The organism is Acinetobacter sp. ANC 5378 (assembly GCF_013004315.1).
Taxonomy (GTDB): Bacteria; Pseudomonadota; Gammaproteobacteria; order Pseudomonadales; family Moraxellaceae; genus Acinetobacter.
In genome coordinates, this window is the sequence record NZ_JABERK010000023.1 from 79,489 (window position 1) to 102,745 (window position 23,257).

General features: G+C 39.8%; 20 protein-coding genes and 2 pseudogenes. 8 read left to right on the forward strand and 14 right to left on the reverse strand.

The window, feature by feature from the left end:
* Window position 1: 1 nt before the first annotated feature.
* Together rfbA and rfbB are read right to left on the reverse strand one after the other, a co-directional pair.
* A complete protein-coding gene (gene rfbA, locus HLH16_RS06665; RefSeq protein WP_171528746.1) occupies window positions 2-880 on the reverse strand; it encodes a glucose-1-phosphate thymidylyltransferase RfbA in 879 nt (292 codons plus the stop codon).
* Window positions 880-1,938 (reverse strand): dTDP-glucose 4,6-dehydratase, encoded by a 1,059-nt coding sequence (gene rfbB / locus HLH16_RS06670; protein WP_171528794.1) that lies wholly within the window; start codon window positions 1,936-1,938, stop codon window positions 880-882. Before rfbB ends, rfbA begins: the two co-directional genes overlap by 1 nt.
* Window positions 1,939-2,673: 735 nt before the next feature.
* Here rfbB and HLH16_RS06675 point away from each other — a divergent pair.
* From HLH16_RS06675 to HLH16_RS06695, 5 genes and pseudogenes are all read left to right on the forward strand, one after another.
* The gene (locus HLH16_RS06675) at window positions 2,674-3,756 is read left to right on the forward strand and encodes a polysaccharide biosynthesis/export family protein (protein ID WP_171528747.1); all 1,083 of its coding nucleotides are present in this window, start codon (window positions 2,674-2,676) and stop codon (window positions 3,754-3,756) included.
* 1 nt (window position 3,757) lies between these two features.
* A complete protein-coding gene (locus HLH16_RS06680; protein ID WP_171528748.1) occupies window positions 3,758-4,186 on the forward strand; it encodes a low molecular weight protein-tyrosine-phosphatase in 429 nt (142 codons plus the stop codon).
* 17 nt (window positions 4,187-4,203) lie between these two features.
* Window positions 4,204-6,411 (forward strand): polysaccharide biosynthesis tyrosine autokinase, encoded by a 2,208-nt coding sequence (locus HLH16_RS06685; protein WP_171528749.1) that lies wholly within the window; start codon window positions 4,204-4,206, stop codon window positions 6,409-6,411.
* A 114-nt stretch (window positions 6,412-6,525) separates the two neighbouring features.
* Window positions 6,526-6,675 (forward strand): annotated as a pseudogene (locus HLH16_RS15920) (helix-turn-helix domain-containing protein); the annotation flags it as partial.
* A gap of 81 nt (window positions 6,676-6,756) precedes the next feature.
* A pseudogene (locus HLH16_RS06695) lies at window positions 6,757-7,575 on the forward strand (transposase).
* A gap of 46 nt (window positions 7,576-7,621) precedes the next feature.
* Here HLH16_RS06695 and HLH16_RS06700 read toward each other — a convergent pair.
* The 12 genes from HLH16_RS06700 to tviB form a co-directional block, all read right to left on the reverse strand.
* The gene (locus tag HLH16_RS06700; RefSeq protein WP_171528750.1) at window positions 7,622-9,469 is read right to left on the reverse strand and encodes a polysaccharide biosynthesis protein; all 1,848 of its coding nucleotides are present in this window, start codon (window positions 9,467-9,469) and stop codon (window positions 7,622-7,624) included.
* A 62-nt stretch (window positions 9,470-9,531) separates the two neighbouring features.
* Window positions 9,532-10,701 carry a DegT/DnrJ/EryC1/StrS family aminotransferase gene (locus tag HLH16_RS06705; RefSeq protein ID WP_171528751.1) on the reverse strand — a complete coding sequence of 390 codons (1,170 nt, stop codon included), beginning with the start codon at window positions 10,699-10,701 and terminating at the stop codon, window positions 9,532-9,534.
* A gap of 22 nt (window positions 10,702-10,723) precedes the next feature.
* The gene (locus HLH16_RS06710; protein WP_171528752.1) at window positions 10,724-11,380 is read right to left on the reverse strand and encodes a NeuD/PglB/VioB family sugar acetyltransferase; all 657 of its coding nucleotides are present in this window, start codon (window positions 11,378-11,380) and stop codon (window positions 10,724-10,726) included.
* Window positions 11,373-11,981 carry a sugar transferase gene (locus HLH16_RS06715; protein WP_171528753.1) on the reverse strand — a complete coding sequence of 203 codons (609 nt, stop codon included), beginning with the start codon at window positions 11,979-11,981 and terminating at the stop codon, window positions 11,373-11,375. The genes HLH16_RS06710 and HLH16_RS06715 overlap by 8 nt, the downstream gene beginning before the upstream one ends.
* Entirely contained in the window at window positions 11,981-13,120 is a 1,140-nt protein-coding gene (locus HLH16_RS06720; protein ID WP_171528754.1) for a glycosyltransferase family 4 protein, read from the reverse strand. The genes HLH16_RS06715 and HLH16_RS06720 overlap by 1 nt, the downstream gene beginning before the upstream one ends.
* Window positions 13,117-14,211, reverse strand: a complete 1,095-nt coding sequence (locus HLH16_RS06725) for a glycosyltransferase (RefSeq protein ID WP_171528755.1) — start codon at window positions 14,209-14,211, stop codon at window positions 13,117-13,119. Before HLH16_RS06725 ends, HLH16_RS06720 begins: the two co-directional genes overlap by 4 nt.
* Window positions 14,208-15,326, reverse strand: a complete 1,119-nt coding sequence (locus tag HLH16_RS06730) for a glycosyltransferase (protein ID WP_171528756.1) — start codon at window positions 15,324-15,326, stop codon at window positions 14,208-14,210. The genes HLH16_RS06725 and HLH16_RS06730 overlap by 4 nt, the downstream gene beginning before the upstream one ends.
* A 23-nt stretch (window positions 15,327-15,349) precedes the next feature.
* Window positions 15,350-15,901 carry an acyltransferase gene (locus tag HLH16_RS06735; RefSeq protein WP_171528757.1) on the reverse strand — a complete coding sequence of 184 codons (552 nt, stop codon included), beginning with the start codon at window positions 15,899-15,901 and terminating at the stop codon, window positions 15,350-15,352.
* Window positions 15,902-16,038: 137 nt separating this feature from the next.
* Window positions 16,039-16,653, reverse strand: coding sequence for an acyltransferase (locus HLH16_RS06740; protein WP_214646642.1), 615 nt, complete (start codon window positions 16,651-16,653; stop codon window positions 16,039-16,041).
* Window positions 16,650-17,825 carry a lipopolysaccharide biosynthesis protein gene (locus HLH16_RS06745; protein ID WP_171528758.1) on the reverse strand — a complete coding sequence of 392 codons (1,176 nt, stop codon included), beginning with the start codon at window positions 17,823-17,825 and terminating at the stop codon, window positions 16,650-16,652. The genes HLH16_RS06740 and HLH16_RS06745 overlap by 4 nt, the downstream gene beginning before the upstream one ends.
* Window positions 17,822-18,847, reverse strand: a complete 1,026-nt coding sequence (locus HLH16_RS06750; protein ID WP_171528759.1) for an NAD-dependent epimerase/dehydratase family protein — start codon at window positions 18,845-18,847, stop codon at window positions 17,822-17,824. The genes HLH16_RS06745 and HLH16_RS06750 overlap by 4 nt, the downstream gene beginning before the upstream one ends.
* 14 nt (window positions 18,848-18,861) lie before the next feature.
* On the reverse strand, window positions 18,862-20,139 hold the full coding sequence (gene tviB / locus HLH16_RS06755) for a Vi polysaccharide biosynthesis UDP-N-acetylglucosamine C-6 dehydrogenase TviB (RefSeq protein ID WP_171528760.1): 1,278 nt from the start codon (window positions 20,137-20,139) through the stop codon (window positions 18,862-18,864).
* 515 nt (window positions 20,140-20,654) lie between these two features.
* On the opposite strand from tviB, the gene bamJ (HLH16_RS06760) reads away from it, so the two are divergent.
* The 3 genes from bamJ (HLH16_RS06760) (at window position 20,655) to HLH16_RS06770 (ending at window position 23,211) form a co-directional block, all read left to right on the forward strand.
* On the forward strand, window positions 20,655-21,359 hold the full coding sequence (gene bamJ / locus HLH16_RS06760) for a BamJ family beta-barrel-assembly machinery protein (protein ID WP_171528761.1): 705 nt from the start codon (window positions 20,655-20,657) through the stop codon (window positions 21,357-21,359).
* A gap of 50 nt (window positions 21,360-21,409) precedes the next feature.
* Complete coding sequence (gene bamJ, locus HLH16_RS06765) at window positions 21,410-22,111, forward strand: BamJ family beta-barrel-assembly machinery protein (protein ID WP_171528762.1); 702 nt, start codon at window positions 21,410-21,412, stop codon at window positions 22,109-22,111.
* A gap of 359 nt (window positions 22,112-22,470) precedes the next feature.
* Window positions 22,471-23,211, forward strand: coding sequence for a dienelactone hydrolase family protein (locus HLH16_RS06770; protein ID WP_171528763.1), 741 nt, complete (start codon window positions 22,471-22,473; stop codon window positions 23,209-23,211).
* The last annotated feature ends 46 nt before the right edge of the window (window positions 23,212-23,257 follow it).

The following is a 23,257-nucleotide window of genomic DNA, read 5'->3' on the forward strand; positions in this document are numbered from 1 at the left end:
GTTATTCCTTCACCAAAGAAATCAAATATTGACCATATCCATTTTTACTCATAGTTTGACCAATCGCTAAAACTTGCTCTTTGCTCAACCAGCCATTATTCAGTGCAATTTCTTCTAGACAGGCAACTTTATAACCTTGACGCTTTTCAAGCGTTTCCACAAACTGAGCTGCCTCAAGTAAACTCCCCTGTGTACCCGTATCCAACCAGGCGAAACCACGCCCTAGCAATTCAACTTTCAAATCACCACGTTCCAAATACATCTGGTTTATTGTGGTAATTTCCAGCTCACCACGCTCAGATGGCTTCACCTGTTTGGCAATTTGAATGACCTCATTATCATAGAAGTACAGACCAGTCACAGCAAAGTTGGATTTTGGCTGTTTCGGTTTTTCTTCTATTGAAATAGCACGTTGTTGCTCATCAAATTCCACTACACCAAATCTTTCAGGATCTTTAACCTGATAGCCAAATACAGTTGCCCCTTTTTGACGTTCTGCAGCCTCACGTAACATTGGTGTAAAACCTTGGCCATAAAAAATATTATCACCAAGAACTAGGCACACATTGCTTTGACCAATAAATTCTTCACCCACAATAAACGCTTGTGCTAAACCATCAGGACAGGGCTGTATCGCATAACTCAGCTCCATACCAAATTGTGACCCATCCCCTAATAAGCGCTTAAAGCCATCAATATCCTCTGGGGTACTAATAACAAGAACTTCACGAATACCCGCCAGCATCAACACAGACAACGGATAATACACCATTGGTTTGTCATAAATAGGGAGTAATTGTTTCGACACACCTTTGGTAATGGGATGCAAACGTGTCCCCGAACCACCCGCTAAAATAATCCCCTTTGTTCTTCTTAACATTATACTACCTCCCCTAAGCGTTCACGCTGATAAGAACCATCCTGAACACGACGGCACCATTCCAAATTATCCAGATACCATTGCACTGTTTTACGAATGCCGGTTTCAAATGATTCTTGTGGTTTCCAACCTAATTCACGCTCAATTTTTGAGGCATCAATGGCATAACGTAAATCATGTCCAGGTCGATCTTTGACAAAAGTCATTAATTTTTCATAATTTTGACCATTCAACTGAGGTGCTAGTTCATCTAAAATCTGGCAAATGGTTTTAATAACTTCTATATTTTGTTTTTCATTATGCCCACCAATATTGTAGGTTTCACCCACCACTCCCTCAGTGGCGACTCGATATAAAGCACGAGCATGGTCTTCCACAAAGAGCCAATCACGAATTTGCTGACCATTGCCATAGACGGGTAATGGCCTACCATCCAAGGCATTTAAAATCACCAATGGAATCAATTTTTCAGGAAAATGATAAGGTCCATAATTATTTGAACAGTTAGTTATCACCACTGGAAAACCATAGGTTCTATGCCAAGCTCGAACCAAATGATCTGAGCTGGCCTTACTAGCTGAATAAGGGGAACTTGGTAAATAAGCTGTGTTTTCAGTAAATAAGTCAGTTGTACCTTCTAAATCTCCATACACCTCATCAGTTGAAATATGATGAAATTTAAATTTAGACTTTTTTCCTTCATCCAGATTTTGCCAATATTTTCGTGCAACCTCTAATAGCGTATAAGTCCCCACTATATTGGTGGTAATAAATGCAGCCGGACCATCAATCGAACGATCCACATGGGACTCTGCTGCCAGATGCATCACAATATCAGGCTGAAAATCTGTAAATAATTGTTCTACAGCCGCATGGTCACAAATATCAGTTTCAGAAAATTGGTAACGTGGATTATCCGATACAGAAATTAAAGATTCTAAATTACCGGCATAAGTCAATTTATCAATATTTAAAACATGATGTTCAGTATCTTTTATGATATGCCGGATTACAGCAGATCCAATAAAACCAGCTCCCCCAGTCACTAATATCTTTATCATCATTTTTAGCGTTCCTTTTTTCATTTTTATTTTTCAAATATTATTCTTAATCAATCAATGCCTTTTAGGCATATATATTCTTCTTAGTTGTTTATAACATAAATTAATTTTATTACACAAACCATATACAAAAAAAATTATTTTCAAATCTAGTTACACTTTATAAACAAGTATTTTCCTCGTAGTATTTACCAAAGGTTATATATCTACCATTTTTTAGATAATTTTCAACCAATATAAACCAAATAATATTTATAGCCAATGACATATTTTTCTTAATTAACAATAGATTATTAATTAACACTTCATCTATACAATACATCTAAAATCTATTAAATATAGATGAAATTTAATAAAGATCAAAATCTAAAAAACCTTTAAAATAGAAATAATTGATATGGAAATACTTTTTTTGTTCACCAATTTTCTTTTAAATTATACTGGCACAGCTACCTTAATCATCAGACAATAACATTTAGAAACAATAAATATCGCTTTAATAGCTTAAGCAACTCGCTTATAGCTCTATACTCTATTTAATGGAATTTTTAGACTCGTTTTGAGCCAATCTTATTAGTATGTCTCAACTCAAACTCACACAGAGACCTAAAATAAGTATAGACAAGGTATACAATTTGTTATAGTTTTTTAAATGTTAATCACGTAAACTAAAAAATTAATAACTACTAATAAATACTAATTTTAAATACATAAGAATAAAGGGGGTTTCAAGTGAACTATAAACACCTTTTAGGCATTTTAACCTTAAGCCTATCTTTAGTCGGATGTGCAATAACATCTGGCTTTCAAACCTATGATTTGCCAAAAGAGGGAATCTATAAAACCGAACTAGGTACTGAAGTAAATATCGTAAAATTGACCCAACACACCCTACCTGCTGGGCAACGAACCCAAATTCATGATCTAAAAAACTACGCATTTTTATTCCAAAATAAAATGCAGAACTACCGCTTAAGTCCGGGTGATGTTTTATCCCTTCAATTATGGGCGTATCCTGAAATCAGTACAGCTGCAACGGATAATAGCAATGGCTATCAGATTGACCAAAATGGTTATATTCAATTCCCCATGATTGGTCGTTATAAAGCTGCCGGAAAATCATTAACACAGGTCAATCAGGAATTACGCAGTCAATTGGCTCGTTATTTAAAAACCCCAGATGTTATTGCTCGGGTATTGTCTTATCAAGGCCAGCGCTTTTCTGTGCAAGGTAATGTCATACATGGTGGACAGTTTTTCTTAAGTGATCAACCGGTAAGTATTTATACTGCGTTAGGTCTTGCTGGTGGGGTGAATACTGAAAAAGGTGACAACACCTCCATTACCCTTGTTCGCCAAGGTCAGACTTATAGCCTGAATAGTATTGAACTGGAAAAATCAGGCTATTCGTTACATAACCTACTGATTCAACCCAATGATACCATTTATGTAAACTCTAAAGAAAATCAAAAAATTTATGTCATGGGTGAGTCCGGGCAAAATCAACCCGTGCTGCTTCGGGATCAAGGCATGAGTTTAAGTGATGTGTTAGGTGAAAGTTTAGGTTTAAATCCTCTCTCTGCCAGCCGCAGTAAAATTTATGTAGTTCGTAGCAATACTGTAGCTACCTCTACAGAAATTTATCATTTAGATTTGACCAGTATCGGTGACTTTGGTTTAGCCAATCAATTTAAAATGCGCAGCAATGATATTGTCTATGTCGATGCTTCTGGACTTGCTCGTTGGCAACGTGTGGTTAACCAAGTTGTTCCTTTTTCTGGTCTTGTTAATACGGCCAATAATGTGGGCAATTAATATGAATATTCAAAATATTCTTGTGGTTTGCATGGGCAATATCTGCCGCAGCCCGATGGCTGAATACTTTTTAAAACAGCAATATCCGCAACTCCATATTGAGTCTGCAGGTATTTTTGGTTTAATCGGTCATGCTGCAGATCAAAAAGCCATACTCTGCATGCAGCATTTAGGCATCAATATGAGTCCTCATATTGCCAAGAAACTGAATAATGACTTGATTAAAAAGGCTGATTTAATTTTGGTGATGAGCCAAAATCAGCAAAAACATTTAGAACAAATCTGGCCTTTTGCTAAAGGCAAGACTTTCCGTTTGGGACATTGGCAAAGTAAGAATGTAGCTGACCCGTACAAACACGATCAGGCTATATTTGATGAGACGTGTCAGCTCATACAAAGTTGCATTGCTGATTGGAAACAATATATTTAACTTTTAGAATAATTATTATGAACGAAAAAAATAGTTTAACCGAAGATCCCATTGATTTAAAAGAGCTTTTTTTTTCACTCATTGCTCAATGGAAACTCATCGCACTGTGTGTGATTTTAAGTTTGGTCTGTGCGTTATTGTATTTAAGAACCACACCCGACACTTATTCAGTCGATGCCTTAGTACAAGTTGAAGAAAGTAAAGGCACCTCTGCCGCGTTATTGGGTAATCTATCGGGCATGATTGCACAAAAACAACCGGCTCAAGCTGAAATAGAACTGCTTAAATCACGTTTAGTGCTGGGTTCGGTCATTAAAAACCTAAACCTGGATTTAAAAATTTCCGGAACAGAAAATAGTTTTTTTGATCGTTTACTCAGCCCGCATGATTATCAAACTCACTATCAAGCCAAATCCGTGGTATTCCAGGATGATGCCAAGTCTTTTGAGGTTAGAAAATTTGAAGTTCCAGCTTATTATTTAGATAAGAATTTGCTGCTGAATTTTAATGCAAACAAATTTACTTTAACCGATGCAAAGACTAAGCATATTCTGTTTAATGCACCGACCAACCAAGAAAGCCAGTACACTTCAGCCCATGGCACCTGGAAAGTTGCAATCTATACTCAAAATCAATTCAAAAATACCTATAATATCCAAAAAATGTCTTTACCGGCCGCTATGGGTTCAATCACAAATAATTATTCTGTGGCTGAAAAAGGTAAATTGACCGGTATTTTAGGTCTGAATTATCAAGGTCAAGATAAAGAACATATCACCAAAGTCCTGAATTCTATTCTGGTTGCTTATAGCCAACAAAATATTGAACGTCGTTCTGCTGAAACAGCACAAACACTCAAATTCCTCGACGAACAGTTACCTGAATTAAAACAACAGCTTGATATTGCAGAACGTGAATTTAACACCTTCCGTCAACAATATAATACCGTTGATGTGACCAAAGAGTCTGAATTGTATTTAACCCAAAGTATTACTTTGGAGACGCAAAAATCACAACTTCAACAGCAACAAGCTGAAATGGCAGCAAAATATACCAACGAACATCCCGCGATGCAGCAAATCAATGCACAGTTGGGAGCGATTAATAAAAAAATTGCTGAGCTCAATAGTACTTTAAAACAGTTGCCAGACTTGCAGCGTCGCTATTTACAACTATACCGCGAGGTTGAGGTTAAAACCCAACTCTATACTGCTTTGCTCAATTCTTACCAGCAACTGCGTATTGCTAAAGCAGGGGAAATTGGTAATGTCCGTGTTGTCGATACAGCGGTACTTCCTATTGAACCGATTAAACCTAAAGAACTTATAGTATTAGCTCTTTCTCTTTTTGTGGGTGGTTTCCTCGGTATCTTGCTAGCTCTACTGCGTAATATGATGCACTCAGGTATTAAAGATTCAAGTCAAATTGAAAATGAACTGGATTTACCGGTTTATGCTACTGTTCCTCATTCAACTATTCAAGAAAGCCGTATTAAATTGCTGAAAAAGAAAAAACATATTCCTATTTTAGCGATTAAAAATGGCGACGATATTGCGATTGAAAGCTTACGCAGCATGCGTACCGCAATTCACTTTGCCATGAGTAAAGCGAAAAACAATATCATTATGATTTCAGGTCCTGCACCAGAAGTGGGTAAATCCTTTATTTCTACCAACCTGGCCACGATTTTAGCGCAAAGTAATAAACGTGTCTTAATCATTGATGGGGATATGCGTCGTGGTTACTTACATAAATATTTCAATCATGACAACCAACCTGGTTTAGCTGAATATTTAAATAATCAGCAAAGTCTTGAAAGTATTATTAGACCGACTGAAGTTTCCACTTTAGATGTGATTACACGTGGCAAAAGTCCGGTGAATCCATCAGAACTTTTAAGCTCTGCAAAATTCGCTGTAATGCTAGAACAACTTTCACCTATGTATGACCATATTATTATTGATACGCCTCCTGTACTGGCCGTGACCGATGGGATTATCATTTCACAATATGCCGGCGTGAATTTAATCATTGCACGTTATGCAAAATCACAAATGAAAGAGCTAGAATTAACATTGAATCGTTTTGAACACGCCAATGTTAAAGTGAATGGCTTTATTCTGAATAATATTCAAAGTGGTACTCGCGGTTATAGTTATAACTATACTTATGGTTATAAAGCTTCAAAAGACAAGGATAAAACGGATCTGATTCCTATCAATTGAATTTTTTTATTGTAAAAGCCAGTCATTATGAACTGTACCCCGAAAGTTGGACACTTCATCTAATTTGGAGGGTACCTTTCTATGGCTAAATATTCGTAAGAATTCAAACTTAAAGCTGTTCAATATTACTTATCAGGTTTTGGATCAAAAACAACAGGTAGTAAATTTAATATAAATTCTAGAAATGTTGAAGAATGGGTAAAATCTTATAATCAACATGGTAAGTCAGGATGGGATACTTTGAGAAAGCTTTACTCGTTGTAGTTGCTGTCATTTAAGGCAGTGTTGGTCAGCTTTGTTGCACAAACCTCTGACTGAGAGTTTATTCCTCCCTATAAGTCTAAAATGAATAAACCAGCACCTAAGGTCTACCGTACTTTTAACTGCCCTGAATATAATCACATTTTGTTTAACTGAAAAAATTTGAGTATTTGGTTTGATCCTCATACTCAATGGCATACACAATCAAAAGGCAAACGAGGTCGAAAGCAAACTGACACTGATACAGCCTTCAATGCTGCCTGATGATAAAATCTCTATTTTCGGCTGTTTTTAAGAATAGCCTCTAGATTTGTACAGGACTTAATAAAATGTGTGAGCTTAATTGAAAAGCACCTGATTACACCACGATTTGCAGATGACAAGAATATATTAGTATAGATTCAAAGCCCCTTAAAATACGTGGCTATTCGGCTCACTCGCAATAATGTTAGTTACTCACAAATGCTTAGTGATTTACTTGATCAAATATCATTAGACGAGCACATCCATTCAGTCTATACAGATGGTGCCTTTGATACTAAACAATATCGTGAAGCCATTTCACAAAGATAAACTCATGCTGCTATTTCCCCAAGACCTAATGCAAAACCGTAGAAGGATTCAAGAGTAAATTTAATTGAAAGAAATGAGCTACTCAAAATGGTTAAGCATTTAGACAGGCACTTATGGAAAAAATGGTCTGGTTATCATCGTCGAAGTTTGGTGTAAACTAAAATGTAATATATTGAATTATTAGGGGATAAACTCACTGCGAGGAACTTTCAAAATCAGGTGAATGAGGTTCATGCAACTTGCGTAGCGGTGCTGGCTCAGGTACTGAGTAAGTTTACCAAATTAGGTAGACCTCATCTCCCTTACGAAACAATTTTTCTCATATCTTAAAGTTGGTTAGTTGGATCAAGACTCAACTTTTATTAGTGTAACAAAGTCAATAAACCCTATATCCATCAACATATTTTTTTAATATATTTGTTAACTGATGAGAATTACTATTATCAACACTTTTACTTAGACTATTGAAAACATTATAAATTTCAGAATATTCATCATATTTTTCAAAAGATTTTAAAATCCGTTCATGACCTGTTTTTTCAATACCTTCCTGATCTATCAAAAGTTCCTCATACAATTTTTCACCCGGGCGCAATCCGGTAAACTGAATTTGGATATCACCTATACCTTGGTCATCGACAGGACGAAAACCACTCAGACGAATCATCTGTTTGGCGAGGTCAATAATCTTCACCGGTTCACCCATATCCAACAGGAATACATCACCACCTGTACCCATGGCACCAGCTTGAATCACCAGCTGTGCAGCTTCCGGAATAGTCATAAAGTAACGCGTTACTTCTGGATGCGTCACCGTCACAGGTCCGCCTTGAGCAATCTGCTTTTTAAACAAAGGTACAACAGAACCTGAGGAACCCAACACATTACCAAAGCGAACTATACTGATTTGTGTTTGCGGTTTTGTTGCAGCTAAACCTTGGCAATAGAGCTCTGCCATACGTTTAGAAGCACCCATGACATTGGTCGGACGTACTGCCTTGTCGGTAGAAATCAACACAAAGGTTTCAACACCCTGATTTACTGCAGCATCCACACTACGCGCTGTACCAATTGAGGTATTGTAAATCCCTTCAAATGGGTTCGCTTCAACCAGCGGTACATGTTTATACGCTGCCGCATGATAAACCGTTTGTACTTGGTATTGGGCAATAATACGTTCCAGTTTTTGCTGATTGGTGACAGAACCCAAAACTGGGATCACCTGAATGCCTGAAACCTGTAATTCCCGATCAATCGAATACAGTGCAAACTCCGACATCTCAAACAACACTAAAAGTTTCGGCTGATGTTTCACGATTTGACGGCAAAGCTCGGAACCAATCGAGCCCCCAGCTCCAGTCACCATCACGACTTTATCTTTAATATTTTTCTCAAGCAGCTCAGGTTTAGGTGGAACAGGATCACGGCCGAGTAAGTCGATAATATCCACTTCACGGATATCCGAGATTTGCACTCGACCATCGACCAGCTGGGTTACCCCTGGCAATTCCATAATTTTCACGTTAGCAGAATCAAAAGATTCAATAATCTCTTTTTTACGCGCACGCCCCACTGAAGGCATTGCCAAAAGAATTTCTTCAATCGCAAATTTTCCAAATTTTGTCGCTGCACGTTTGGGTGAGTAAATTTTCAAACCACTTAAGGATTGGCCTTGTAGTGATTTTTTATCATCAATAAAACATACCGGTAAATAATCATCTGAGCGATTTAACGCTGCTGCAATTTGTTGACCAGCAAGTCCCGCACCATAAATCGCCACGCGTTTACGGGTTTGTTTTTTGGCAAAGGTTTTAATCGTTGCATAGCGAATGACAGCACGGCTCCACCACATGTACGAAAACAGCATAAAGCCGTACATGAGCGGAATACTCATCGGGATAAAAGCCAAATCTAGCTTTTTAATGGCATATAGAGCGACAATTTGAATAAATGTGCCAATGGAGATCCGCAGTAAATAATCTTCATTAAATGAACGGACAATGGCACTATAAATGCCAAGCAAGGCAAAAATCAAAATGCCAAAAATACCAATATACACATACCAGCCATCAAGCCCTTGCATCACTTGCACGTTGGGACGTGCCAAACGAATGGCATAAGCCAGCCACATCATCAATGGCAAAACACAAATATCCATTAGCACCAAAACGATTTGTTTTTGGCGACGCGGTAATGATGCTATAGATCGGATAATGTCTTTCACAAAGGGCTCGAAGTAAGGTCTAGGAAATTGGACAAGGCGTAAATTATACGCCCTTTTGCTGTTTAGATTTTAGCAATGACTTGCTGAATCGCATCCACTGTCTTGCTAATACTTTGCTCAGACAAAGTTGGATGTACCACAAACATCAGGCTGCTTTCACCAAGCTGTTTGGCATTTTCTAAACGCTGTGCAGGACGCCACGTTGTTCCATCAAAGGCTTTTTCCAAATACACTTCTGAACATGAACCGCTAAAACATGGCACACCTAAACCGCTAATTTCTTGCATGATACGGTCACGTGACCAGCCTTCAGGTAAAGCGTCAATATTCACTTGTACATAGCATTTATAAGCTGCATGTACATAATCACTTGAGGGTTGAGCGACAGTGAAATATGGGCTATTGGCAAAGGCACTTTGAATTTTGTGCATATTATCCAGACGTTTAGCAGTCCACTCCGGCATCTGTTTCAGCTGAATACGACCAATCACTGCCTGCATTTCCATCATGCGCCAGTTAGTACCAAAAGAATCATGCAACCAACGGAAACCCGGTGGATGTTGTTTATTATAAATGCTGTCAAAATTTTTACCGTGATCTTTATATGACCACATTGTTTTCCACAGTGTTTCATCATTGGTGGTGACCATGCCGCCTTCACCGCCTGTGGTCATGATCTTGTCTTGGCAGAATGACCAGGCACCAATATGACCAATTGAACCTGCAGATTTGCCTTTATACATAGCACCATGGGCTTGGGCACAGTCTTCAATGACGAAAATGCCTCGCTCGTTTGCCAATTGCATGATTGGATCCATATCACACATCCAGCCAGCTAAATGCACACAGATAATCGCTTTGGTATTTGGCGTGATGACGGCTTCAATGCTACGCCGCGAGATATTTTGCGAAGCCAGTTCGACATCGGCAAAAATTGGGTTTGCCCCTGCAGTGACAATCGAGCTTGCTGATGCCAAAAAAGTACGTGATGTAACGATGACATCATCACCTTGACCAATATTGAGTGCTTTGAGAGCTAAATCCAATGCTACCGTACCATTTGCCACAGCAACGGCGTATTCAGTGCCTGTAAACTGTGCGAATTCTTTTTCGAACTCACGGCATTCCTGACCAGTCCAATAATTCACTTTATTCGACAATAGAACTTTTGAAACCGCATTTGCTTCAACTTGGGTGAAACTTGGCCACGGCTCAAATGCAGTGTTTAACATGGATTTTTCCTAGCTTTAATATCTATTTTTGCTCGAGAATACGAGCAGGATTGCCCACCACAGTCACGCCTGCAGGAACACTTTTGGTGACAACAGCCCCCATCCCGACAATCGCACCGCGCCCAATCACCAAAGGCTGATCGGGTGTGCCTTGTTTTATCACAGCGCCTGCACCAATGTAAGCATGATCTTCAATATGAATATTACCGTTACATTTTACGCCCGGTGCAAAAGTAACGTAATCTCCAATCACACAATCATGCTCAACATAGCTATATAAATTGGCATGAAAGCATTTACCGATTTTAATATTCGAGGTAATGCTGACAAATGGACTTAAAGCTGCACCTGCTGCAATCTCAGCCTGATCCATTAAGACCGCGTTGTCTGCAATCACAGACCATAAATAAATACCATCTTGTTCGAGTTGTAACGCTAGCTTTTCACGAACTGCACTGTTCGCAATCGCTATCAATGCAAATTTCTGCTCAGCGTGCTGTGCTTTAAAAGTCACATAGTTCATGGCACGATGACCATTCACGACTTGGATGTCATCTAAGACATCATCAATAAACACGATTTCTGATGTATCATTTTCACGTGCCAATTGCTGACGTGCCACCGGCATTAAACTGCGACCGCACCCCGATGCACCATAAACCGCATAAAGTTTAGTCATTTTTCTGTTCCGGCGTACCAGTGAACTTGGTCATAGTCGCTTCACCTTCGGCACTAATGTCATCTTTGGCAATCACTTTTTTTACTGTTTTTAGCATAATTTTAAAGTCCAGCCAAAGTGATTGATTTTCCACATACCAGGTATCGAGCTTAAACTTTTCTTCCCATGAAATGGCATTGCGGCCATTCACCTGTGCATGCCCTGTCATACCCGGACGCACGTCATGGCGTTTCGCTTGTTCAACATTATATAAAGGCAAGTATTCCATCAACAACGGGCGTGGTCCGACAATGCTCATCTCACCCTTGATCACATTCCACAGTTCCGGCATTTCATCCAGACTGGTGGCACGGAGCATTTTGCCGAATGGCGTTAAACGCTCACTGTCCGGTAAAGGATTGCCCTGCGCATCCACTGCATCTTTCATGCTGCGGAATTTAATCATTTCAAAAGGCTTGCCATGTAGCCCCGGACGCACCTGACGAAACAATACGGGCGACCCTAAATTTTTACGTACTTTATAGGCCACATAAGCATATAAAGGAGACAAAATGATAAGTGCCGTCGAAGCAATCACCACATCACAGACACGTTTCAGCATCAGATCAGCTCCATTTCCGTCATCATATGTTGATTCACTTGATGCACATCATATTTATTCAGTGCAATTTCACGTGAACGCTGCCCCATATAGGTGATCAGCTTTGGATCTTCAATAAAATATTGCATGCTTTGCACAAGATCATCAACCGATTTCACCGCGACCAAATAGCCATTCACCCCATTTGATACCGTTTCACGGCAACCCGGCGCATCGGTGGTAATTACCGCACGTCCCATCACCATCGCTTCTAACACGGTACGCGGTGTACCCTCACGATAAGATGGCAACACATAGACCGAACTTGCCGCAATTGCAGGACGCACATCACTGAGTTTACCCCAATAATTTACCGTTTTTTCACTGACCCAAGTATCCAATTCAGCTTGAGAAATGGCAGAGGGATTATCATCAATCCAACCGACCAAATGAAATTCAGTTTCGGGATATTTGGCTTTGATGATACGTGCCGCTTCTGCATATTCACGAACACCTTTATCCCCTAAAAGACGGGCGATCAGCAAAAATGAGGCTTTGACGATGCCTTGATCATTTAAAGGCAAAGGCATAACCTCAAAGTCTTGCACATTCACCCCTGAACCATTCACCACCACTGTCGGTTTGCTTACAGACAATAGATGCATGTCTTGGAACAGCTTGAGATCATCCGGATTTTGGAAAAACACTTTATCAGCCTGTTTTAGGGCTTGTGCATAGAGGCCATGCACCATTTTTTGAAAGATACTGCGCTTGCCCGACTCGACATTTTGAAAAGCATAACCAAGACCGGTAATTAGCGCAAAACGCTTCGGAACTTTCGCCAGCCAAGCCGCCAAAGTCCCGTAAATTACCGGTTTAATGGTATACGACAATACAACATCGGGCTGAATTTGACGAATTAAACGATACACTTCCATCAAGGTATTCAAGTCTTTGAGCGGATTAGTGCCTGTGCGCTGCATTGGAATTTCATGAATCTGATAGCCCAACTGCTGCAGCTGATTTAACTCATCAGCAAAGTCAGTTAAATTAGGTGCGAACACATGAATTTCATAGCCTTTAGCTTGAATGGCTTCTAACAGTTTCCCCCTAAAATTCAAGGCTGAAGGAAGATAGCTACAAATCATTAAAAACTTCATGCCGACTGTCTCCACGCTGCCACATACTGCTGACTGACATATTCGATACTAAAATTTTGTTCCACACGCTGACGGGTCAACTGCTTTAATTCAAGCTTCTGGCTTGGACTTAAATAAACATAGTCCATGACTGCTTTTGCCAAAGCATCAGCATCACGTGGCGGAACAATTAAACCCAGTTCTTGCACGATATATTTCGCATCTCCAACATCGGTACTGATACACGGCAAACCCGATGCCATCGCTTCAACCAGCACATTCGGAAAGCCTTCGGTAATCGAGGTCATTAAAAAGGCATCAATCGATTGATAAAATGCAGGCATATCGGAGATTTGATCCAGCAACTGTACTTGATTTTCATCGAGCTGATATTGCTCAAAATAGCCCTTGATTTCAGGATTGTCTAAATGGGCACCTTGGCCGGCAATTTTAAAAATAACCGGCTGATCTTTCAGTTTGGCGATCGTTTCAAATAAATAAGGATAGCCTTTTGCCGTGTGATAACGCCCTGCAAAACCAATCACAATCGGGTCATGCAATACAGGATTCAGCTGAAATTTATCTAGCGATACACCATTGGCAATCACTCGTGCATTCAAGTTATTCAGACCATATTGCTGATGTTGGTGTAACGATGAATGCGCACAGTAAATAATGCCTGCCGGTTTGGCTGACAACATTTTACTGATTGCCAAAGATAATTTAGTCGCTATCGACTCTTCTTTTGGAGAAGCCAGTGAGTGATGGATCCCCCAAAACACCTTCGGTTTATTCGCTAAGCCCAACACACTGAGACTGGTCATCACATTGGCATGGTACATCCAGCATTGCACTGTTTTTGGTGCGAGTTGTTTTAATAAATTTTTAAGTCTGGCAAGCACACCAAAACTGTTTAAACCATTCCACGCTAGTGCATAGTGAGATGAACAGATTGCCAAAGTATCCGCATAGACATCCGATGTTTTCATCAATGCAATCACCACATGATCATATTCATTTTGCGTTTGCTTGATCAGGCGTGCCAGCATCATTTCGGCACCGCCCACACCGGCAAAATTGGTGATCACATGCACCATCAATTCTTTGTTCATGATGGGTTCTCCATCATCGTTAAATAGCGATTTAACACATTGGATTTATAAAATTGCTGGCAATGCTGTTCCAATTCAGCATCCGCATATTCGACATAATTCTGGAAAAGCGCGCGTTGCATTGCAGCAACCATGCCCTCGACATCATTACATTCAACCAATAAACCAAATTTTGAATTTACCAAAATTTCCATTGGACCACTTGGACAATTGGTGCTGACCACTTTAATTTTAGAGGCTAAGGCCTGAATTAAAACGCCTGGCAAGCCTTCCCAATTTGAACTTAAAACAAATAAATCGGCATATTTTAAATAGGCATAAGGATTTGGATCAAACCCCGGTAAATCGACTACATCTTGCAGACCTAAACTTGCTACTAGAGTTTCAAACTCAGCACGCAGTTCACCTTCGCCCAAAATAAGCAAACGGGTTTCAGGGTGCTGCTGATGTAATTTCGCAAAAGAACGAATCAAAAAGCCAAAATTTTTCGCTTCAGTTAAACGTCCCACCGCAAGAATCACTTTCTGTTCTGGCTGAAAGAAACGATGCTCAACAAGGACTTTTAGTTTTGCCAAATAGGCATCATCAATCACAGGGTTATAAATGGTGATTAAATTTTGCTTTTGATAGCTATAATATTCACGAAAATCTTCCAAGACACCATTCGACACACATACCACTTGGTCTGCCGCGTTATACGTCCAGTTGATGAGACTAGTCAAAATAAACTTCTTGAAGCCTGAAAGCTTCATATTTTTAGAAGGCGTGGATACCTCTCTAAAAATCAGTCTGGTATTCACCCTCGCCAATTTTTTGGCAAAAGCGCAAATAATATTAGTATGCGTTTGTGTTGCAACCACACAATCATAGTGTTGTTCTTGTAAACGCTTTTTTAGTGGAAATAAGGCATTGGCCACACGCCCGCAATTAAAATTAATCAGCTGAATTTTGCTGTTCACTTCAGCAAGCAATTTCGCTTTTTCACCATTCAAATTACATACTGCCAAATCGATCTGCAAACCTTGCTCAGCAAAACTGTTGGCAAGTTGAATGACCGTACGTTCTGCCCCGCCACCACCAAGTGTGGGTAAAAAGAACATGACTTTATTCAGCATAACGAAACCTAATGAATGGGAGATTAATGATGGGACTGTTTTTGAGCTTGCAGCTCAATTGCGCGCTGCACACGCTCGGCATAATCAGTGATGCCTGCAAGTTCAGAATCACTGGCGCAAGTGGCTTTGATTTTGGCTTGATAGTCGGAAAAGCTTGAAACAACTTTAGCCGGAACACCAATGGCGACTGAATTATCTGGAATGTCTTTGGTCACCACGGAACCAGCACCGATTACCACATTTGAACCGATCGTTACCCCTGGCATCACAATGCTGTTGACCCCAATAAACACATGCGACCCGACTTGAATCGGGGCAAAGCGTTGATAGCGTTTACCGTGCTCATCTTTGACCAAACAGGTACTGCCATCATGGGTAATAAATTTCACCCCTGAGGTGACGGTAACATCATCACCCATACTCACCAAAAATGGTTCAGAACCCCAACTGCGGATATAGATTCTGCAATTGTTGCCAATGGTCACGCCTTTTTTTCGCGCGTATGCCACACTGCCTTTGGCAAAAAAATAGGCCAAATCAAAGACAGCGTTAAAAACAGCACGGATAAAGCTCATGATTGAAACCTGTGTGATCCGATAAAGGCAATAATTCAAGTGAAACAGCAAAAGAAAATGGGCTTTAATCAGCCCATTTTTTCGACAGATTATTTTAACCGAAAATGCGCCTGACAGATACTGCCCCACATATTGGTTTAATCTGGTAACTTCGGTAAGGACTTTTCCAGCTTCTTGGCAGGAATGCCGACATAAACGCCTGCTTCAGTGATGTTTTTACTCACCAAAGAACACGCCCCAATCACGCTATTATCGGCAATCATGACACCATCCAAAACTGTCACTCTTGCACCAAACCAAATATTTTCACCAATCACAATGCCCTGCTTGGTAATTTGATCTTTCACCAAAACCTCGGGATCATCAAACTTATGGTTACTGGCAATCATGATGCTTTGCGTACCAATACGGGTGTTGTTGCCAATTTTCAAACCGCCGCAGCCATTTAAAAAGGATTTGGAATTGATGCTGACATCATGCCCAATCTCAATTTTTCCACCAAAGCATTTGATATAACAACTTTCACCAATAAAGCTGTTATCGCCAATAATCAATGATGCGCCTGATTCAACAATTAGCGTAACATCATCGCCAATATAGACATTTTTTCCGATGCTGACTTTACCTGAAATTTCGAGTTTGGTTCGGCGTCCAAAATATTTAAACCGACTGGCAAAAGCCATGCCGTATAGGCTTTTTCGACACTGTGCAGAGAACCAGTTCAGCAATTTTAAACATTTAAAAAAGATCATTCTGGACGTCTCCATACCACGGCTAAAATGGCAAAATTATAGAAGATCAGCGCAACAGGCACCGCAAGCAACATATACAATTTGTCTGCACACAGCCAATATAACCCTGCAAACAAAATAAACTTAATGATGAGTTCGATAATTTGCAGTTTAAACAAAATATGGCTTTGGCGCTTGGCAATCAGATATGCCGAACTTGGCGGATTACAGAAAACTGCCCAATAGCCCAAGGCTAAAATCTGGAAATATGTAGCAATTCCCTGCCATGCTTGACCAAAAATCATTAAATAAAAAGATTCAGGCAGCACAAAGAAAATCGCAAAAAACGGCAAAGATACAAGACTTAAAAAGACACTGCTTTTTAAAGCCTCAGTAGCAGAATCCTGCTGATAGAATTTACGGATAAAGAACTGGCGGATGGTTTGCGACATCAAATTAATCGGCACACGCAAAGTCCGCTCGACAATGGAATAAAAACCTACTGCTTGAAAGCCAACAAAATGCGCCACCACATAATATGGCAAATTATGTGAAAAACTGTTCAGTAAAGCATGCGGCGTATTGCTGAAAATAAAATCCTTATAATTTTTAAAGGCATTCCAACTGATTTGATAGAGACGCTGATTCAGCACATAGATCAACAGCACCATGATCATGACAAGTGAACTGAAGCTATAACTATTGAGTAAATTAATACTCAACATCAACGGCAGACTCAGCTGCACCATCACTACAATCAGACTGCGGAAAATATTTAAGCCTGCACAAAACCATTCCGCTTCATGGGCAAATTTATAATTATAGACACTTTGAATGAGGGTATTGGCAAACACACCGAGCGCAATCGCAACCGCCATTTCCGCATTGTAAATAAGGCCAATCACTACGGCGCTTAAAACTGAAAAAAGCAGTGAAAAAACACTGCTTTCAAAGATCAAGCTTTTTTGATGTTCAGGCTCCGCCACCAACAAGGCTTGATCGAGGCGTAAATTCGCCACCGTGGACAAGACGCTGACAAATGCCAACGCCACACCGTACTGACCAAAATCATGAACCGAATAGAGGCGCGTTAAAAAAGGAAGTGCGATAAATGTCATTATCGCACCCACTAATAAACTTAAAGTAATTAAGCCAATCGATTTATATTGACGGACCAAACGTGCCAGTCTCATTTCAGATTTTGCACATACCACTGCATCGCCAATTGAATACCGGCATCAATACGGAACTCAGGTGCATAGCCCAAAGCCTTTTCAATTTTGGCAATGCTGGCTTGTGAATGACGCACATCGCCTGCACGAAATTCACGATACACAGCATCTTTGGCATAGTTCACGTCATTTTCGTTCAACGCAACTTTAATGGCATTAAACAAGTCATTCAGCGTGGTACGGTCACCGACTGCCACATTATAAACCTGGTTTTTCGCTGCATCGTCTTGCGTAGTCGCAGCTAAAATATTGGCTTGTACAGTGTTGTCGATAAAGCAGAAATCACGGCTGGTTTCACCATCACCATTAATAAACACATCTTCACCGGCAATCATCGCTGCAGTCCATTTTGGAATCACCGCAGCATAGGCACCGTTTGGATCCTGACGCTGACCAAATACATTAAAGTAACGCAGACCAATCGCCTTAAAACCATAGGTTTTGGCAAATACATCAGCATATAGCTCATTCACGTATTTAGTCACTGCATAAGGTGATAATGGTTTACCAATGTTTTCTTCGACTTTTGGCAATGCTGGATGATCACCATACGTTGAACTACTCGCTGCATAAGTAAAGCTAGATACACCTGCATCACGCGCTGCAGTCAGCATATTTAAGAAACCACTGATATTGGTCTCATTGGTGGTGATCGGATCTGCAATGGAACGGGGTACAGAGCCAAGCGCGGCTTCATGCAAGACATAATCCACACCTGCACAGGCTTTTTGACAATCTGAGAATTGACGAATATCACCTTCAATAAACTTAAATTTAGCCCATTGCTCAGGACTCACCAAAGCTTGTACTTGATCTAAATTATATTGATGACCTGTCGCAAAGTTATCTAACCCCACAACCGTTTGATCTAACTTTAATAAAGTTTCTAATAAATTAGAGCCGATAAAACCAGCCACACCTGTCACTAACCATATTTTAGGTTGAGCTTGCAGGGTTTCACATACCTGTTGATATTGATTCATGAGGGCATGTCCTATTATAAGCGAAGGTCAGATTCGGCTTGAGACAATACGTATTTCAAGTCATATAGCACATGTTCAGGCTTGCCAAGTGCGCGGATCGCTTCAGCGCCCATGTCTTTAAATTGCTCATGTGCAACTGCCAAGATCACAGCATCATAAGCACCTTTTTCCACAGACTGTACAGGACTGATACCATACTCATGCTCTGCTTCCGCAGCATCTACCCAAGGATCATAGACATCAACATTGACATGATATTCTTGCAATTCATTTACGATATCGATAATTCGGGTATTACGAATATCTGGACAGTTTTCTTTAAAACTTAAGCCAAGTACCAAAACTTTAGCACCTTCAACTTGAATTTTTTTCTTGATCATACCTTTGACCAGCTGCGTCACCACATACGCGCCCATACCATCATTCAAACGACGGCCTGCCAAAATAATTTCCGGGTGATAACCAATCGCTTGTGCTTTATGCGTGAGGTAGTACGGGTCGACACCAATACAATGACCACCGACCAGACCCGGACGGAATGGCAAGAAGTTCCATTTGGTACCTGCAGCTTCCAAAACTGCTTCCGTATCGATACCCATTTTATTGAAAATTAATGCGAGTTCATTAATTAAAGCAATGTTGACATCACGTTGAGTATTCTCAATCACTTTTGCAGCTTCAGCGACTTTAATGGTTGCGGCTTTATGTGTTCCGGCTTCAATAATCAAGTTATAAACCTGATCCACAAAGTCAGCGACTTCTGGTGTAGAACCCGAGGTAATTTTTAAAATATTGGTCACACGGTGCAGCTTATCGCCCGGATTAATACGTTCCGGACTATAACCAGCAAAAAAGTCTTCATTAAATTTTAAACCTGAAATTTTCTCTAATTCAGGAATACATACTTCTTCAGTCGCACCCGGATAAACTGTTGATTCATACACCACAATATCGCCTTTTTCCAAGACTTGACCAATACTATGGGAGGCTTTTACCAGTGGCGTTAAATCAGGTTGCTTATATTGATCAATCGGCGTTGGCACAGTCACAATAAAAAAATTACAGCTTTTTAAGTCATCCAAACTCGTGCTATAGCTTAAATGTGTCGATTGTTTTAATTCTTCAGGCGATACTTCTAAAGTATGATCTTGGCCACGTGTTAATTCTTCAATACGTTTTTGGTGAATATCAAAGCCAACAACTGGAACTTTTTTTCCAAACTCCACAGCTAAAGGTAGTCCTACATAACCTAGACCAATAATTGCTATTTTTAGTTCAGAGAGTTGTAACATATAGAAGCCTATGTGATTGATGCTTTATTCATCATCATTACGTTATAAACAGCCCTATAATATAGCAGAATTTGCAGTTGTTTTAATTGTAAAAAAAATCGTGATCATAAATTACAAGCTAATCCACTTATTTTTTTCTATCGTTTAAAATATTTTATTCATTCTGGGAAATAGTTTTCTCACAGTTATCAAATCGACCAAAAAATTATATTCGGCCTCCAATGAAGAACCACGTCTATAATTTCCAAACTATTTCATTGGTAAACCTGACTTTTTTCTTTACCTAGCTTACATATTTAAAAAATTGAACAATAAAAATACTTCCTTTACTCAAAAAAGAATTTCATATTTAATTGTATTAAAAATGTTTTATATATTCAGTCTGTTATAGAATAACTGGCTTGATAAGAATATATTGGATTTCTGTACAATGCGGCTTCCTCGAAACGTGTTGGATAGGAAAGTCTGCTAAAATTAATGCAACTTTTGAATATAAAATGAATTTGGGAAAACCTATGAGTAAAGCCTTACCCATCGCTGTCGCTGTTCTTTTAGGCGGTGCTGCACTTGTACCTGTTTATTATGCAACTCAAAACCCGGCTACTGTGACATCAAAAGCATCAAAGAATGCATCTGCTGTTGAGAAAATCAGTTATGCGCTAGGCTACGAAGTTGCACATCAAACACCACCTGAATTAAATATCAATAGCTTTGTTACCGGTGTACGTGAAGGTCACGCTCGAAATAAACCTGCTTATACAGAACAAGAACTTCAACAAGCTTATGAGCAATTCCAGAAAGAAATGCAACAGAAGCAAGTTCAGCAAGCACAGCAAGTACAAACAGCTAGCGATTCTTTCTTAACTGAAAATGCAAAAAAACCGGGTGTAAAAACTACAGCTTCTGGTTTACAGTACAAAATCATCAAGGAAGGTACAGGTAAACAGCCTGCTGCCAACTCTATGGTGACCGTACACTACAAAGGTCAGTTGGTTGACGGTAAAGTATTTGATAGCTCGATTGAACGTGGTGAACCGATTGAGTTCCCATTAAATCAAGTGATCCCGGGTTGGACTGAAGGTCTGCAATTGATGAAAGAAGGTGGTAAAGCGACCCTTTATATCCCTTCAAAATTGGGCTATGGTGAACAAGGTGTTCCGGGAATGATTCCTGCCAACAGTACCCTGATTTTTGATGTTGAACTGATCAAAGTAAAATAAAAAAATTCAAGGAGAGCTTTTGCTCTCCTTATTTATCTTGGGATAAGAGAATGAAAACACCTATAACATTGCTTTGTTTCTGCCTTTTCACCACGGCTAGCTTTGCAAAACCCGTAACCAATACCAGTAGTTTGAATGAACAAGTAGGCTACAGCTTTGGCTACTTAATGGGGCGTAGCAATGCCGAATCTGTAAAAGATTTGGACTTAGATGCTTTCATGCTCGGTTTAAAGACCGCGGCTCAAGGCGGTAAATCTGCCCTCACTGATGAGGAAATGGCGCGCGTTCTGACCCAACATAAAAAGCTCAGTGATGCAAAACAGCTTATCGAGCTGAAACAAAAAGCAGATGCGAATGCCAAAATCGGGGCAGAATTTTTAACAGCCAATGCTAAAAAACAAGGCGTGCAAACCACTAAATCTGGTTTGCAATATCAAATATTAAAACAAGGTACAGGGAAATCCCCTCAGGCCAATTCCGTTGTCAAAGTCAATTATGAAGGTCGTTTAATAGACGGTACAGTTTTTGACAGCTCAATTGCCCGGAATCAACCGGCTGAATTTCAGGTCAGTCAAGTCATTCAAGGTTGGACTGAAGGCTTACAACTGATGAAAGAAGGTGCTCAGTATCGTTTCTTCATTCCAGCACAACTTGGTTATGGTCAAATTGGCTCTGGTGATGTGATCGAACCGAATAGCACTTTAATTTTTGATGTAGAACTTCTTGAAGTCTTACCTAAATCGACTAAATAGCTCCCCTATTTAATCCATATTAAAAAATAACGAGTAGGTCAATATGAGCAAAAATCATGCTCATTCCCTGCTCGCTATTTTTTTATGATTTAATCAACCTATTTTCAGTATTGGCATTCAATATAAGTGCACTTGTTCTTTTTCAAGCGACGTATATTACCTTGCTCCACTACACAGCATAATAAAAACTTATATTTATTAAACTGTTATATTTTAAAATAGTCGTACTTAATAGCATGTTTCAATTTATTAATAATACTATGCAGTCAAAATAAATCGATCTTGTACAATCATCAAAGATGTTTTATTTCTATATTTTCATCAATACACCAACTTCACTAAGAACAAGGATTGAATCAATGGCTCTAACAATCAAAACTCGCGAAATTCAGTACACTGCTGCAGATGGAACTCATTTAATTGGATACTTTGCAGCGCCTGAATCGACAACACCGGTCGCGGGCGTGATTGTAGCACCTGAATGGTGGGGACGAAATGAATACACTGAACAGCGTGCCCGTGAACTTGCTGAACATGGTTATGCAGCACTTGCCATTGATATGTATGGTAATAAAAAAGTAACTACTGCAGTGCCACAAGCCAGTGAATGGATGATGCAAACCTTTGAAGATCCTGAAACAATTGTGACTCGTGCGTCTGCAGGTTTAGCAACATTAGCCGCGCAAGAAGAAGTAAATGCAGATAAACTGGCTGCTATAGGCTTCTGTTATGGCGGCAAAGTTGTGCTTGATCTGGCACGCTCTGGTACCCCTTTACAAGCGGTGGTCACGTTCCATGGCACATTGACTCCGAAAGCACCTGCCCAGTCCGGAAAAGTTAAAGCTGAAATTTTAGTGTTGCACGGAGAACTCGATAGCATGGTCAGCCTGGATGATGTGGCACGCTTTAAGGAAGAAATGCATGCGGCACACGTTGAGCATGAGGTAATGATCTTTGAAGATGCTAAACATGGTTTTAGTAACCCACTTGCAGATGAACGTGCTAAACAGAATGGGGTTGATCTGGGCTATAACGCTGAAGCTGAACAAAAAGGTCTATCTGCCATGTACGAATTATTAAAAACTCGACTGGGTGCATAAAATTTAGGGTAAATATGACACGGTTATATTTACCCATCCAATTACA

Bases quoted from the DNA above. Each gene is read 5' to 3' on its own strand.
- HLH16_RS06685 (WP_171528749.1), top strand. From the start codon at position 4,204: ATGAACGAAAAAAATAGTTTAACCGAAGATCCCATTGATTTAAAAGAG.
- tviB (WP_171528760.1), bottom strand. From the start codon at position 20,139: ATGTTACAACTCTCTGAACTAAAAATAGCAATTATTGGTCTAGGTTAT.
- bamJ (WP_171528762.1), top strand. From the start codon at position 21,410: ATGAAAACACCTATAACATTGCTTTGTTTCTGCCTTTTCACCACGGCT.
- HLH16_RS06710 (WP_171528752.1), bottom strand. From the start codon at position 11,380: ATGACTAAACTTTATGCGGTTTATGGTGCATCGGGGTGCGGTCGCAGT.
- HLH16_RS06730 (WP_171528756.1), bottom strand. From the start codon at position 15,326: ATGCTGAATAAAGTCATGTTCTTTTTACCCACACTTGGTGGTGGCGGG.
- HLH16_RS06740 (WP_214646642.1), bottom strand. From the start codon at position 16,653: ATGATCTTTTTTAAATGTTTAAAATTGCTGAACTGGTTCTCTGCACAG.
- HLH16_RS06750 (WP_171528759.1), bottom strand. From the start codon at position 18,847: ATGAATCAATATCAACAGGTATGTGAAACCCTGCAAGCTCAACCTAAA.
- HLH16_RS06720 (WP_171528754.1), bottom strand. From the start codon at position 13,120: ATGAAGTTTTTAATGATTTGTAGCTATCTTCCTTCAGCCTTGAATTTT.
- HLH16_RS06680 (WP_171528748.1), top strand. From the start codon at position 3,758: ATGAATATTCAAAATATTCTTGTGGTTTGCATGGGCAATATCTGCCGC.
- HLH16_RS06745 (WP_171528758.1), bottom strand. From the start codon at position 17,825: ATGAGACTGGCACGTTTGGTCCGTCAATATAAATCGATTGGCTTAATT.
- bamJ (WP_171528761.1), top strand. From the start codon at position 20,655: ATGAGTAAAGCCTTACCCATCGCTGTCGCTGTTCTTTTAGGCGGTGCT.
- HLH16_RS06725 (WP_171528755.1), bottom strand. From the start codon at position 14,211: ATGAACAAAGAATTGATGGTGCATGTGATCACCAATTTTGCCGGTGTG.
- HLH16_RS06735 (WP_171528757.1), bottom strand. From the start codon at position 15,901: ATGAGCTTTATCCGTGCTGTTTTTAACGCTGTCTTTGATTTGGCCTAT.
- HLH16_RS06770 (WP_171528763.1), top strand. From the start codon at position 22,471: ATGGCTCTAACAATCAAAACTCGCGAAATTCAGTACACTGCTGCAGAT.
- rfbA (WP_171528746.1), bottom strand. From the start codon at position 880: ATGTTAAGAAGAACAAAGGGGATTATTTTAGCGGGTGGTTCGGGGACA.
- HLH16_RS06705 (WP_171528751.1), bottom strand. From the start codon at position 10,701: ATGTTAAACACTGCATTTGAGCCGTGGCCAAGTTTCACCCAAGTTGAA.
- HLH16_RS06715 (WP_171528753.1), bottom strand. From the start codon at position 11,981: ATGCTGAAACGTGTCTGTGATGTGGTGATTGCTTCGACGGCACTTATC.